Here is a 12,306-nt window from a genome sequence, read left to right as displayed (position 1 = left end):
TCAGAGCGGTCGGCGGAAATAGACGACTCGCTGGGTCTCGTCGAAGCCGAGGGCTGCATGCATGGCATGCGAGATCGTGTTGTCGAGACCGGCATCGGAGGCGAGTTCGCTGAGGCCGTTCGACCGCGCCCAATCGCACACGGCAGAAACGAGCAGTCCCGCCACGCCCCTCCGGCGTGCGGATGGTGCAACGATGATGCCTTCCAGGAAGGCGACAGGCGATGTCTTGCAGCCGTTGACATAGTCGGAGCGGATACTCGCCTCCGCAAGGCCGACGGCCTGACCGCCAGGATCGAAACAGAGGAAGGCGACGAGCCGCTCCGGCTGCTCGAGCGCCTCAGCGATTTCCGCCTGATGACCATCGAGCGCAAGCTCTGGCCAGAGCGCGTGGCGCAAGGACGCCCAGGCATCGAGATCCCCGGGCTCGGCCCTGCGCAGCACAAGCCCCCTCACGAGACCCTCGCGCAGATGCCGTCGAGCGGCCCGAGCCTGATTTCGCCATCGACCACCGTGCCGCTCAGGCCGGGCATGGGCAGGATCTCGTGCACGGCATGCCCGTTCGGCACCGTCAACTCCTGCGGCCCGCGCCGCAGGTTGAAAACGAAGAGAAGACGTTCGTGGCCGTGTGTCCGGACGAAGGCAAGTACGTCTTCATTGGTCGCGACGAAATGCATGTCCCCGTCGAGCAGTGCCTCGTGCTGTTTGCGGAAGGCGAGCGTGGCACGGTAATGCGCAAGCACAGAGCCCTCGTCCTTCTCCTGAGTATCGACAGCGAGCGACTGGTGTTCGACCGGCACCGGCAGCCAGGGTTTCCCGGTGGAGAACCCGGCCTGCTTCTTGCCCTTTTCCCAGACCATCGGCGTGCGGCATCCGTCGCGCCCCTTGAAGGCCGGCCAGAAGCGGATGCCGTAGGGGTCGCGCAGATCCTCGAACGAAAGCTCCGCTTCAGGCATTCCCAGCTCCTCACCCTGATAGAGGCAGATCGAGCCACGCAGGCTTGATAGCACCGAGATCGCGAGCTTGGCGACGGCAGCCCGCTCTTCCGGCCGATGCATGAAGCGGCTGACATGGCGCGTCACATCATGATTGGAAAAGGCCCAGCAGACCCAGCCGTCCTTGACCTGTTTCTGAAATCTGTCGACGCAGTGGCGGATATGGCTCGGGGTGAAGTCAGGCCCGAGCAGGTCGAAGGTGTAGCACATGTGCAGCTTGTCGCCGCCGGACGTATAGGCCGCCACCGTCTTCAGCGAGCGTGCCCCGTCGCCGACTTCGCCGACGGTGGTGCGATCCGGATACTGGTCGAGCAGCGCGCGGAACCGCTTGAGAAACTCGATATTCTCGGGCTGGGTCTTGTCGTAGAGATGGCTCTGCATGCCGTAAGGGTTGACGTCAGGCGCATCGAGCCCCGCCTCTTCGCTGTCGGGCACATGGGGCGGATTGTCTCTCAACTCCTTGTCGTGGACATAGTAGTTCACAGTGTCGAGCCGAAAACCGTCCACGCCCCGCTCGAGCCAGAACTTCACGGCATCCAGCACCGCGTCCTGAACCTCGCGATTGTGGAAGTTGAGATCAGGCTGCGAGGCGAGGAAGTTGTGCATGTAATATTGCTTGCGCACCCCGTCCCATTCCCAGGCCGGACCACCGAAGACCGAGAGCCAGTTGTTCGGCGCGGTGCCATCGGGTTTGGCTGCGGCCCAGACGAACCAGTCGGCTTTCGCATTGTCGCGGCTGGTACGGCTCTCCTTGAACCAGGGATGCTGGTCCGACGTGTGCGAGATCACCTGGTCGATGATCACCTTGAGCCCGAGCCGCTTCGCCTCCGTCATCATCCGGTCGAAATCGGCGAGCGTCCCGAACATCGGGTCGACGTCGCAATAGTCGGACACGTCGTAGCCCATGTCGGCCTGCGGCGAGGTGAAGAAGGGCGAGAGCCAGATTGCGTCCACGCCGAGCGAAGCGATGTATGGCAGCCGCTGGATGATGCCCTTGATATCGCCGATCCCGTCGCCGTCGGTATCCTGGAAAGAGCGCGGATAGACCTGGTAGATCACCGCACCCCGCCACCAGTCGGCAGTCTTGGAATGGGCGGCCTTGGCGGGAGACTTGATCATGGGCGGATCCTTCGGCGGGAATCGGTCTGGAGCGGCGTCAGACTCTAGGCAACCGACTTGCGCCGCCAATGTCAAACACCCTCGGCGAAGACTGACATCAAGCTGTAATGTTCCCCTCCGATAAGGCGTGGGACAGCTTGTGAAGCAGAATCGCCGCTCCGGCGGCCGTTCGGATGAGGGCGGACGCGCCATGCCGAGACTGACCATCGTCACCGATGCCTGGCACCCGCAAGTGAACGGTGTCGTCCGCTCGATCGAGACCACCAACCGCGAACTGAAGAAACTGGGCGTCGAGGTCTCGATGATCACGCCGGAGCAGTTTCGCAGCGTGCCCATGCCGACCTATCCGGAGATCCGCCTGTCGCTCGCCCTTCCCGGCCGCATCGGTCGCATGATCGAAAAACAGCAGCCGGACTATGTGCATATCGCGACCGAAGGTCCGCTTGGGCTGATGGCGCGGCACTGGTGCCTGCGCAACAAGCGCCCCTTTTCCACCACCTATCACACCCGTTTCCCGGAATATGTGGCGGCGCGACTGCCCGTTCCGCTCGCCTGGCTCTATGCCTTTGTCCGCTGGTTCCACAATCGCGGCGGCGCCTGCATGGTGGCGACCGAGAGCCTGCGGCGGGAGCTTGCCGCCCGTGGCATCAACAATCTCTGCCTCTGGAGCCGTGGAATCGACACGGCCCATTTCCACCCGCGCGAAAAGTCGGAAAAACCCTTCGGCCTTGCCCGCCCGATCTTCATGACGGTCGGCCGCGTCGCTGTCGAAAAGAACCTTCCGGCTTTCCTCGATCTGGATCTGCCCGGCTCGAAAGTGGTGGTGGGTGATGGCCCGGCACGTGCCGAGCTTCAGGCACGGTATCCAGACGTGTTGTTTACCGGCGTCAAACACGGTGACGATCTCGCCCGCGCCTATGCGCAAGCCGATGTCTTCGTCTTCCCGTCGAAAACCGATACATTCGGCAACACGATCCTCGAGGCGCTCGCCTCGGGCGTGCCCGTGGCCGGTTACCCGGTCACTGGCCCCATCGACATCATCCCGGCCGGTTCAAATGCGGGCGCGCTCGATCACGACCTGCAGATCGCCTGTATCGCAGCCCTCCAGGCCTCGCCGATCTCGGCGCGCAGGCTGGCCGAGACCTATTCCTGGGAAGCGGCTACAGAGCAGTTCTTCGACAATGTCGTGGAAGCCAAGGAGCAGCGCCGCAAGCGGGGCCTCAGGCAGCGTTTCGGCACCCGCCCGGCAGAGCTGGACGCCCACGGGCGTCCAGCCACCGAGTGAGGCTAGAGATCAGCGGCGCCTCTTGCGGCCCTCGAAGGGGTTCTCGCCCGCCTTGAAGTGGATGCGGATCGGCACACCCGGCATGTCGAAATCGGCGCGAAGACCATTGGTCAGATAACGCACATAGCTTTCCGGCAGGGAATCAGGACGCGTGCAGGAAATCATGAAGGCCGGCGGGCGGGCCTTGACCTGCGTCATGTATTTCAGCTTGAGGCGACGGCCCGACACGGCCGGTGGCGGATGCTGCGTCGTGACTGCATCGAGCCAGCGATTGAGCTTGGCAGTCGAGATGCGCTTGTTCCACACCTTGTCGGTGTCGACGATGCTCTGCATGAGCTTTTCCAGGCCATACCCGGTATGGCCCGAGATCGGCACGGCGCGGATGCCCCGTGCCTGCGGCAGAAGCCGTTCGGTTTTTTCCCGCAGGTCGGTCAGGAACGCCTGCGGATCCTCTACCAGATCCCACTTGTTGAAAGCGAGCACGGCGGCACGACCTTCGCGCAGGCAGAGATCAACGATCTGCAGGTCCTGCTTTTCGAAGGGAATGGTTGCGTCGAAAATGATGACGACAGTTTCGGCGAAGCGGATGGCGCGCAGCGCATCGGCGACGGAGAGCTTCTCGAGCTTCTCCTGCACGCGCGCCTTCTTGCGCATGCCGGCGGTGTCGAACATCTTGATCGTGCGGCCGCGCCAGTCCCACTCGACCGAAATCGAATCGCGGGTGATGCCGGCCTCGGGGCCGGTCAGCAGCCGGTCTTCGCCGAGGAAGCGGTTGATCAGCGTAGACTTGCCGGCATTCGGGCGACCGACGATCGCAACCCGCAGCGGCTTGGTTTCGTCATATTCGGGTTCAGCCTCGTCTTCCTCGCCTTCGAGGTCGTCGTCCTGATAAAGCACAACATCTGTCTCGGCGACATCCTCTTCCTCGGGGAAGGCGCGCTCCTCGCCGATTGCCTCGACGATCGCGTCACGCAGATCGATCATGCCTTGGCCGTGTTCGGCCGAGATCGGCACCGGTTCGCCAAGACCCAGCGTATAGGCGTCATAGAAGCCGGCATCCGAGCCACGCGCTTCCGACTTGTTGGCGACCAGCACCACAGGCCGACCACGACGACGCAGCATTTCGGCGAGTGCCTGATCGACGGGCGTCAGGCCGTACTTGGCATCGACGACGAAGAGCGACAAGTCCGCCTCATCGATTGCCATTTCCGTCTGGGCCCGCATGCGGCCCTGCAGCGTCTCGGGCCCTGCCTCTTCGAGACCGGCGGTGTCGATGATGGTGAAACGCAGGTCCACGAGCTTGGCATCGCCCGGACGGCGGTCACGGGTCACACCCGGGGTATCATCGACCAGCGCCAGCTTCTTCCCGACGAGGCGGTTGAAAAGCGTGGATTTGCCGACATTCGGGCGCCCGACGATGGCGACTGTGAAACTCATGGAACGTTAGCTTTCCGGCCTTTAAGGCCTTGTTGTTGTTACGGCGCCTTGCCGGATGCCTTGATGTTGTCGAGCATCATCTGGGCCCGGTTGGCGACGTTGCGCGGGGCTTCCGCGTCTTCAATGATCTGTTCGAACCACTCGCGGGCACGGGTCATGTCGCCGGCCTTGTAGGCGGCGAGGCCGAGCGCTTCACGGGCGGCGTGACGCATGGCATTGGTCGGCGTCGCCATGGTCTCGACCATGGCGGAGACATCTTCGTAAGTGCCGGCATCGACAAGCAGCCAGGCGGCGCGAACCTTGGCGGTATTGCGCACGGCTTCCGGGATCGAAGCATCGTCGCCGATCGACTTGAAGGACGCGATGGCACCGGCAGGTTCACCCTTTTCGGCCAAGACCGAAGCGGCACGGAAACGGGCGAGGATGCCATAGGCTCCATAACCGTCCTGTTCGAGCGCCTGCAGGGCAGCTTCCGCCTCGTCGCGCTTGCCCTGGTCGGCGAGCGTGAGTGCCGCCAGGAACTTGTCGCCGGCATCCGATGCCTGGGTCGAATCCCAATGGGTCCAGAGCCGATGACCCGCCGTGCCGAGAACGATCACCACGGCAGCACCTATGATGATGCGGCTGTAGCGCTTCCAGGCATTGCGCACCTGGTCGGAGCGGAGCTCCTCGTTCACTTCGCGGATAAAGCTGTCGTTCTGGTCAACCATTCATACCCCCGGGCAATGCCGGCCTTTCGATGCAGTCTCATGCGTGAGCGGCCTTCTAGCCGATTTTTGCCCGCTTGTAAGGGGAAAACCGCCAAGAGGCTTAAGCCGTCACATGGCAAGCGGCGCAACACCGATCAACAGTTTGTGCAGCCACATGGTGATAAGGGCCCAAACGACGATACCGCCGACCACCGCAATGGCATCCCATCGCGCCGAAACGAAGGGGCGCAAGACGAGTTCACCTGCCCGCATACGACGCTTGTAGCTGATCCGGAGCACCACGCCCCAACCCAGAAGGGCCACGAACAGCAGAACAGAAGCGAGATCACCATTGGCGAGCAGATGGGCAGCCGCCCAGATCTTGATCGACAGCACGATCGGGTGCTTGGTCTTGGTGGCGATGTGTCCGGCCGGCAGGAAGCCGGCGACCAGACAGATCATGGCTAAGAGCATCAGCGTCGTCGTCAGGTGGTTCATGCCGTCAGGCGGGAACCAGAGATTGATGACAGGCGCGGTGGCATAGCCCCAGATCAAGACAACGAGCGACACAAGGCTCATCACCGAATTGATCACCCTCCAGCCGGTCTCGCCAAACCGCTCAATCATTGAAACCCGAAAACCGGGCGCGACGACGCGGATCAGATGGGTGGCCAGAAACAGGATGATGCCGAGAATGAGAAGTGTCATGAGTGAGAACCTTTCGGGTCGAGTTGCCCAAAGCCTTACTGGTCTGACGTTCGAATATCCAGCCTGTTCAAAGCTTCGCCGCATTTGGATGGGAGGCAGCACATCCTGTTGATTGCCGGGTGTTTGCTGATGTTTCGTTCTTTGATCGCCGTTTCCCTTGCCCTTTCGGCCTCCACGGCGGTCGCCCGGGAGCCGGGCCCTGCGGCAGAAGGCGCGGGCGGGGCAAAGCCGAAACAACTGCTGCTCGTCTCCTTCGACGGCGCCCACGACAACAGGCTCTGGGCACGAAGCCGCAACATCGCCAAGCGCGCCGATGCGCACTTCACTTACTTCCTCTCCTGCGCAACCTTGATCCCAAGGGCCCGCGCCGCCGACTACAAGGCCCCCGGCATCAAGGCCGGCCGTTCAAATATCGGCTTTGCATCCGACGTCGAGGAAGTGTCTGTCAGGCTCGATCATATCTGGAAGGCGCGCAGCGAAGGCAACGAGATCGCCAGCCACACCTGCGGCCATTTCGACGGCAAGGACTGGACGAAAGCGCAGTGGCTGAACGAATTCGAAACCTTCGACCAGGTTCTCCTCAATGCGTGGAAGGACAATGGCCTCGCCGACCGCGAGCCGAAGGACTGGGCGGACTTCGTAAAGAATGACATCACCGGCTTCCGCGCGCCCTATCTCTCTGCCCCCGACAGCCTGTTCCAGGCCGAGCGCGAGCACGGCTTCCGCTACGATGCGAGTGTGGTCACCCATGACCCAGCCCTGCCGGTAAAGAAAACCGGCCTCGCCCGCTTCGGCCTGCCGCTGATCCCGGAAGGGCCCAGAGAACGGCGCATCATCGCCATGGACTACAATCTCTTCATCCGCCATTCGGCGGGCATCGACCACCCGTCGAAGGGCGACGAGTTCGCCGAGCGAAGCTACAAGGCATTCAGGCAAGCCTTCGAGACGCAGTACAATGGCGACCGCATACCACTGCAGATCGGCGTGCACTTCGTCACCATGAACGGCGGCGCCTATTGGGCGGCGATGGAGCGGCTGGTCGCGGAAGTCTGTCCCCGCCCCGATGTCGCTTGCGTCACCTATTCAGAAGCACTCGACATGCTGGAAAGCCGGGATGGCTCGACGGCAACGCCCGGCGCCATGTGATCGCGTGACGCATTTACGTGCCCGCCGTCAGGCCCGATAAGCGGCAACACAAACCCGGGAAAGTTCATGAAGATCCTGTTTTTCATCGCCTGTGCCTGCGTGATTGCCGCCACCATCGGCGCCGTCGCCATCGGCCTCTCGCTGTTCACCCAGCCAGAGGCCTATGCGTGGCTACAGGATGGCTTGGCATCGTTTGTGGACATCGCGACACAGCAGGCCTGAGACACGGTCACCATTCTAGACAAAGGCCGCGCCGGTTTCCCGACGCGGCCTTTGTGATGGCGTCCAAAGTCTCTCGATCTCAGTACGGGCGATCCGCTGCGATCTCGCCTTCGGCAGCCTCGCGCTCGAGGTAACGCTGGTCGATCGCAGGAAGCGGTTCGCCGTCGATGGCAGCTTCGAAAGCCTTGAGACGCTTGTGGATCGACAGAAGCTCGATGATCGTCGACCAGTAGCTGACAAGATACTGGAAGCTGTCCGTCACCTGGCCGAAGGCGGTGGCGATCTGCTGCCAGAGACCCATGGTGATCTTGCCGGCGACGATGGTCGGGATGAGAATGAAGGTCAGGAAGATCGCGTCGAGCTGGCCATAGGTGTACCGAGCGACGTTGAAATAGGTGTAGTGCCAGTACATGCGGAAATAGTTGCGCCGCACATTGGAGAAGAGCTCACGTACCGTCACCGGCTCGGCCCGATCCGCATTGTCCTCGCCATAGACGAGTTCCTTACGAAATGCGGCTTCGACGCGCTGGTTTCTGAAGTTGAGGCCCGGCAGCTTGATGCCGGCGACCATCAGCAGGATCGTGCCGAAGGCGGACCAGAATATGGCAAGCCAGAAGAGCGCATGCGGAACGGCACCGATGATCGGCAGTTCGCTGACATTCTCGGACATGCGGAAGAGGATCGGCAGGAAGACGACCAGCGTCATGACCGAGTTGATCAGCGCGACGCCGAGGCCTTCGAGAATGTTGGCGAAGCGCATCGTGTCTTCCTGGACACGCTGCGAGGCACCTTCGATGTGGCGCAGCTTGTCCCACTTCGACATGTAGAAGTCGTTCATCGCATTGCGCCAGCGGAAGACATAGTGGTTGGTGAAGAAGGCCGTGAACACCGAGAGCGTGACGCCGACCATGCCGATTTCGAGGAAGCGGAGCTGCAGTTCGTAGAGCTGACCAGCCGTGACCGTACCGTCGCCATTCAACGCCTTCTGGAAGAGGTCGAAGAAGGGGCCGCGCCAATTGTTGACGGCGACCGAAATCTGCACGCTGAAATAAGCAATGAAGATGATGAAAGCCGAGCCCCAGATCGACCAATTGGTCCAGGGATGATCCTTGGCGATCACCTGCCAGACGGCCCCGAAGATCAGAACGAAGATAGTGAAGTAAAGATAGAACCAGAGATTGTCCGGCGTGAAGAAGAAGGCGAGCCCGACCGGCGGCTGCTGTCCTTCGGCAAGCGGCGGAAGCCCGATCGCGGCACCGATCTGCGGGCCGACGGTGTACCAGACAATGATGCAGACGAGAGTCCAGAGCGCTGCGGAAGTGAAGAACAGCTTAGGCTGAGGGAAGAAGGAGTGAAACACGCGGGAAACCTTCGTGTGGGAGAAGTCCTGTAGAACCTGCCGGGAACCTAGGGCAGAAGGTTCCGGCCAGCAATGGCATCGCCAAATTGTGGCGGAATTACCCCCGCGAAAATTAAGGGTTTGTAAGGTTAGGCCGAGCCGGGAGATTTACGCTTCGCTTGCCTCCCGGCCAGAATTCGCTAGGGAGAGGCACGAACTTTTTCAGGAGTGCCAAATGAGCGACCTCAGCCTGCAGCAGGCCATCGACAACATCTACACCTCGATCAACAACGACAATGAGGAAATCGATCTCCACATTGCAGCCCTCAAGGCGGCCATGGCCAAGGAAGGCGTCAAGGAAGCGGTTTTCGAGCCGTCGAAGCTCGCCCAGTCCAACCGTCAGGGCCGCAAGATCATGCAGTCCTATTTCAAGAAGAAGGGCGTCGCGGTCGGCTTTTCGAAGTCGGAATAAGCGGGCAATCCTTCCGACAAAACGCTCGCCTCAATCGGCGAGCGTCAAGACCAGCGGCCCATTCTTGGTAACCACGATCGTGTGCTCGAACTGCACGGTCGGCGCACGCGGCTCGCTGTAGAGGGTCCAGTTGTCCTTGTCGCCATCCTCGGCCCATTGGCCACCGAGCGAAAGAAACGGCTCGACGGTAAAGACAAGCCCCTCCTCCATGATCCGCGTCTCGTCCGGATCCGGCCAGGTCGAAAGCTCGGTCGGCTCCTCGTGCAGGGAGCGGCCGACGCCGTGGCTGGCGAGATTGGTGATCAGCGTATAGCGGTTCTTGCGGGCAAACGCCCCGATCGAATTGCCGATATCGGCGAGTGGGCGACCGGTCTTCACCTGGTTCAGCCCGACCCAGAGTGCCCGCTTGCCGTCGCGCAGCAGCCGTTCCTGCTTCGCCGTGCCCGGCGGCACGATGAAGGACGAGCCGGTGTCGCCGAAATAGCCGAGCTTTTCCGCCGAGACATCGATATTGACCAGATCGCCCGCCTTGATCACCCGGTCGCCCGGAATGCCGTGCGCGATCTCTTCATTCACCGAAATACAGGTGGCACCGGGAAACTGGTAGCAGAGCTCGGGCGCCGACTGCGCGCCATTGTCTTCCAATACCTTGCGGCCAATCAGGTCCAGCTCGCGGGTCGTGATGCCGGGCTCGAGCGCTGCCGCCATGACCTTGACCGCCGTCGCGCAGATGCGCCCGATGTCTTTCAGATGGACGAGGTCCTCTTCGGTTTCGACGATCATGCTGGTCCTTCGATGCTTCTTCGGCTGAAGCTTCCGTGCTTACGCAGCCGACGCCTTCTCCGTCAACGCCTTGCGCACCAAGGGCGCAACTTTCGTGCCGTAAAGCTCGATCCCGCGCATGATCTCGACATGCGGCATGGGGCCGATCGCCATCTGCATCAGGAAGCGGTCGTTCTTGAAGATGCCATGAATGGCGACGATCTTTTCCGCCACGGCTTCAGGATCGCCGACGAAGAGCGCGCCGCGCGGGCTGCGCGATGCATCGAACTGCGCCCGGTTGGTGGGGCCCCAGCCGCGCTCGCGGCCGATGCGGTCCATCACCACCGCCTGCGGTGCATAAAAGATGTCGGCGGCCGACTGTGTCGTGTCGTGGATGAAGCCGTGCACGTTGATGCTGGTCTTCAGCGTCGAGGGATCAACGCCGGCCTTGGCTGCACTCTGGCGGTAGAGATCGAACATCGGCGCAAACCGATGCGGCTCACCGCCGATGATCGCGAGCGCCAGCGGCAGGCCGAGATAGCCGGCACGGGCGGCGGACTGTGGCGTACCGCCAATAGCGATCCACAAAGGCAGCGGATCCTGCAGCGGGCGCGGATAGACACCCCTGCCCTGGATCGGCTTGCGGGTCTGGCCGTCCCAGGTGACCACCTCGTTTTCGCGGATTTCCATCAAGAGCTGCAGCTTTTCGGCAAACAGCAGATCGTAATCCTCGAGGTCGTAGCCGAACAGCGGAAAACTCTCGATGAACGAGCCACGCCCGGCCATCATCTCCACGCGGCCGTTCGAGAGCAGGTCGACGGTGGCATATTGCTGGAAGACGCGCACCGGATCGTCCGACGACAGCACCGATACGGCGCTTGTCAGCCGGATATTCTTCGTCTGCACGGCAGCGGCCGCGAGGATCGTCGCCGGCGAGGACGCCATGTAATCAGGGCGGTGATGCTCGCCAAGGCCGAAGACATCGAGACCGACCTCGTCCGCCAGGCGGATTTCGGCCAGCAGCTCGTCGACGCGGCGCTTGGCTTCCGCGCCCTTGTTGGGCGCATTCGGGTCGACGTCGGCGAATGTGTAGAGGCCGAGTTCCATGGCAAGCTCCTGATTGCGTGTGTTGTCCTTGACATAGAGATTTCCGGCTGCAGACAAAAGAGCTTGGCAGCGAACAGTGTGTCTCGCGTCACCGGTCACGGAAGTGGCCCTTGCGTCTCAAGCTGCGGCAAAACGCCGTTGCACCGGAACTTCTTTTGAGACTAACCTTTGATTTCGCGGGTGCAACAAACCGCCCGCCATCCATCGGCGTCCGTCGAAAAGGAAAATTCAGATGAAAAGAACAGTTGTCGTCACCGGCTCCACCAGCGGCATTGGCCTCGGCATTGCCAAGGCTTTCGCGGCGGAAGGCGCCAATGTCGTGATCAACGGCTTTGGCGATGCAGCCGAAATCGAAAAAGTCCGCCAGTCGCTGGAAACATCAGGCGGCAAGGCGCTATATCACGGCGCCGACATGTCGAAGCCGGCCGAGATCGCCGACCTGATCGCGACTGCCGAGCGCGAATTCGGCGGCATCGACGTGCTCGTCAACAATGCCGGCATCCAGCACGTCTCCCCGGTCGAGGACTTCCCGATCGACAAATGGGACCTGATCATCGCGATCAACATGTCGAGCGCCTTCCACACGATTCGCGCCGCCATTCCCGGCATGAAGGCAAAGAAGAAGGGTCGCATCATCAACATCGCCTCGGCCCACGGCCTCGTCGCCTCACCCTTCAAATCGGCCTATGTGACCGCCAAACACGGCGTGCTTGGCCTGACCAAGACTGTGGCGCTGGAGACCGCGAAGGAAGGGATCACGGTCAATGCGATCTGCCCCGGTTATGTGTTGACCCCGCTGGTCGAAAAGCAGATCCCCGACACCGCCAAGGCGCGCGGGATCTCCGAGGACCAGGTGAAGAACGACGTCATGCTGCATCTGCAGGCGACCAAGGAATTTGTCGAGGTCGACCAGGTGGCGGCGCTCGCCGTCTATCTCGCGAGCGACGCGGCCGCACAGGTGACAGGCACCTCGATCTCGATTGATGGTGGCTGGACTGCACAATAGACTTGAAAGATGACGCTGCGCC

13 protein-coding genes are annotated in these 12,306 nt (G+C 61.8%); 5 read left to right on the top strand and 8 right to left on the bottom strand.

Translation table 11 applies throughout. The features are described from left to right. Together aac(6') and bglA are read right to left on the bottom strand one after the other, a co-directional pair. Window positions 1–441, bottom strand: coding sequence for an aminoglycoside 6'-N-acetyltransferase (gene aac(6') / locus E9677_RS09400; RefSeq protein ID WP_136558136.1), 441 nt, complete (start codon window positions 439–441; stop codon window positions 1–3). An 8-nt stretch (window positions 442–449) separates the two neighbouring features. Then, window positions 450–2,111, bottom strand: a complete 1,662-nt coding sequence (gene bglA / locus E9677_RS09395) for a beta-galactosidase BglA (protein WP_136557825.1) — start codon at window positions 2,109–2,111, stop codon at window positions 450–452. A 190-nt stretch (window positions 2,112–2,301) separates the two neighbouring features. On the opposite strand from bglA, the gene E9677_RS09390 reads away from it, so the two are divergent. After that, the gene (locus E9677_RS09390; RefSeq protein WP_136558135.1) at window positions 2,302–3,396 is read left to right on the top strand and encodes a glycosyltransferase family 4 protein; all 1,095 of its coding nucleotides are present in this window, start codon (window positions 2,302–2,304) and stop codon (window positions 3,394–3,396) included. Between the two features lie 9 nt (window positions 3,397–3,405). Here the strand turns inward: E9677_RS09390 and der are convergent, their stop codons facing one another. From der to E9677_RS09375, 3 genes are all read right to left on the bottom strand, one after another. Then, complete coding sequence (gene der / locus E9677_RS09385) at window positions 3,406–4,833, bottom strand: ribosome biogenesis GTPase Der (protein WP_136557824.1); 1,428 nt, start codon at window positions 4,831–4,833, stop codon at window positions 3,406–3,408. A 38-nt stretch (window positions 4,834–4,871) separates the two neighbouring features. Next, on the bottom strand, window positions 4,872–5,543 hold the full coding sequence (locus E9677_RS09380) for a tetratricopeptide repeat protein (protein ID WP_136557823.1): 672 nt from the start codon (window positions 5,541–5,543) through the stop codon (window positions 4,872–4,874). Between the two features lie 108 nt (window positions 5,544–5,651). Continuing rightward, entirely contained in the window at window positions 5,652–6,230 is a 579-nt protein-coding gene (locus E9677_RS09375) for an NnrU family protein (RefSeq protein ID WP_136557822.1), read from the bottom strand. A 129-nt stretch (window positions 6,231–6,359) separates the two neighbouring features. Here E9677_RS09375 and E9677_RS09370 point away from each other — a divergent pair, with 129 nt between their 5' ends. Then, complete coding sequence (locus tag E9677_RS09370; protein WP_136557821.1) at window positions 6,360–7,376, top strand: polysaccharide deacetylase family protein; 1,017 nt, start codon at window positions 6,360–6,362, stop codon at window positions 7,374–7,376. A gap of 66 nt (window positions 7,377–7,442) precedes the next feature. Further along, complete coding sequence (locus E9677_RS25150) at window positions 7,443–7,598, top strand: hypothetical protein (protein ID WP_168801158.1); 156 nt, start codon at window positions 7,443–7,445, stop codon at window positions 7,596–7,598. A 79-nt stretch (window positions 7,599–7,677) separates the two neighbouring features. Here E9677_RS25150 and sbmA read toward each other — a convergent pair whose 3' ends face one another. Then, the gene (sbmA, locus tag E9677_RS09365) at window positions 7,678–8,958 is read right to left on the bottom strand and encodes a peptide antibiotic transporter SbmA (RefSeq protein WP_136557820.1); all 1,281 of its coding nucleotides are present in this window, start codon (window positions 8,956–8,958) and stop codon (window positions 7,678–7,680) included. Window positions 8,959–9,172: 214 nt separating this feature from the next. On the opposite strand from sbmA, the gene E9677_RS09360 reads away from it, so the two are divergent. Beyond that, window positions 9,173–9,409, top strand: a complete 237-nt coding sequence (locus E9677_RS09360; protein WP_006725732.1) for a hypothetical protein — start codon at window positions 9,173–9,175, stop codon at window positions 9,407–9,409. A 30-nt stretch (window positions 9,410–9,439) separates the two neighbouring features. Here E9677_RS09360 and map read toward each other — a convergent pair whose 3' ends face one another. Together map and E9677_RS09350 are read right to left on the bottom strand one after the other, a co-directional pair. After that, window positions 9,440–10,192 (bottom strand): type I methionyl aminopeptidase, encoded by a 753-nt coding sequence (gene map, locus E9677_RS09355; RefSeq protein ID WP_136557819.1) that lies wholly within the window; start codon window positions 10,190–10,192, stop codon window positions 9,440–9,442. A 39-nt stretch (window positions 10,193–10,231) separates the two neighbouring features. Next, entirely contained in the window at window positions 10,232–11,278 is a 1,047-nt protein-coding gene (locus E9677_RS09350; protein ID WP_136557818.1) for an LLM class flavin-dependent oxidoreductase, read from the bottom strand. 232 nt (window positions 11,279–11,510) lie between these two features. Here E9677_RS09350 and E9677_RS09345 point away from each other — a divergent pair, with 232 nt between their 5' ends. After that, the gene (locus E9677_RS09345) at window positions 11,511–12,284 is read left to right on the top strand and encodes a 3-hydroxybutyrate dehydrogenase (protein ID WP_136557817.1); all 774 of its coding nucleotides are present in this window, start codon (window positions 11,511–11,513) and stop codon (window positions 12,282–12,284) included. The last annotated feature ends 22 nt before the right edge of the window (window positions 12,285–12,306 follow it).

It is taken from the genome of Peteryoungia rhizophila (assembly GCF_004912145.1).
Taxonomy (GTDB): domain Bacteria; phylum Pseudomonadota; class Alphaproteobacteria; order Rhizobiales; family Rhizobiaceae; genus Allorhizobium; species Allorhizobium rhizophilum.
Note: the sequence above shows the minus strand (reverse complement) of the source record. Positions and strands in the feature narration are given on the sequence as shown.

Coding starts and splice junctions, on each gene's coding strand:
- bglA (WP_136557825.1), bottom strand. CDS start 2,111: ATGATCAAGTCTCCCGCCAAGGCCGCCCATTCCAAGACTGCCGACTGG.
- E9677_RS09360 (WP_006725732.1), top strand. CDS start 9,173: ATGAGCGACCTCAGCCTGCAGCAGGCCATCGACAACATCTACACCTCG.
- E9677_RS09345 (WP_136557817.1), top strand. CDS start 11,511: ATGAAAAGAACAGTTGTCGTCACCGGCTCCACCAGCGGCATTGGCCTC.
- E9677_RS09350 (WP_136557818.1), bottom strand. CDS start 11,278: ATGGAACTCGGCCTCTACACATTCGCCGACGTCGACCCGAATGCGCCC.
- map (WP_136557819.1), bottom strand. CDS start 10,192: ATGATCGTCGAAACCGAAGAGGACCTCGTCCATCTGAAAGACATCGGG.
- E9677_RS09390 (WP_136558135.1), top strand. CDS start 2,302: ATGCCGAGACTGACCATCGTCACCGATGCCTGGCACCCGCAAGTGAAC.
- E9677_RS09380 (WP_136557823.1), bottom strand. CDS start 5,543: ATGGTTGACCAGAACGACAGCTTTATCCGCGAAGTGAACGAGGAGCTC.
- E9677_RS09370 (WP_136557821.1), top strand. CDS start 6,360: ATGTTTCGTTCTTTGATCGCCGTTTCCCTTGCCCTTTCGGCCTCCACG.
- E9677_RS09375 (WP_136557822.1), bottom strand. CDS start 6,230: ATGACACTTCTCATTCTCGGCATCATCCTGTTTCTGGCCACCCATCTG.
- der (WP_136557824.1), bottom strand. CDS start 4,833: ATGAGTTTCACAGTCGCCATCGTCGGGCGCCCGAATGTCGGCAAATCC.
- E9677_RS25150 (WP_168801158.1), top strand. CDS start 7,443: ATGAAGATCCTGTTTTTCATCGCCTGTGCCTGCGTGATTGCCGCCACC.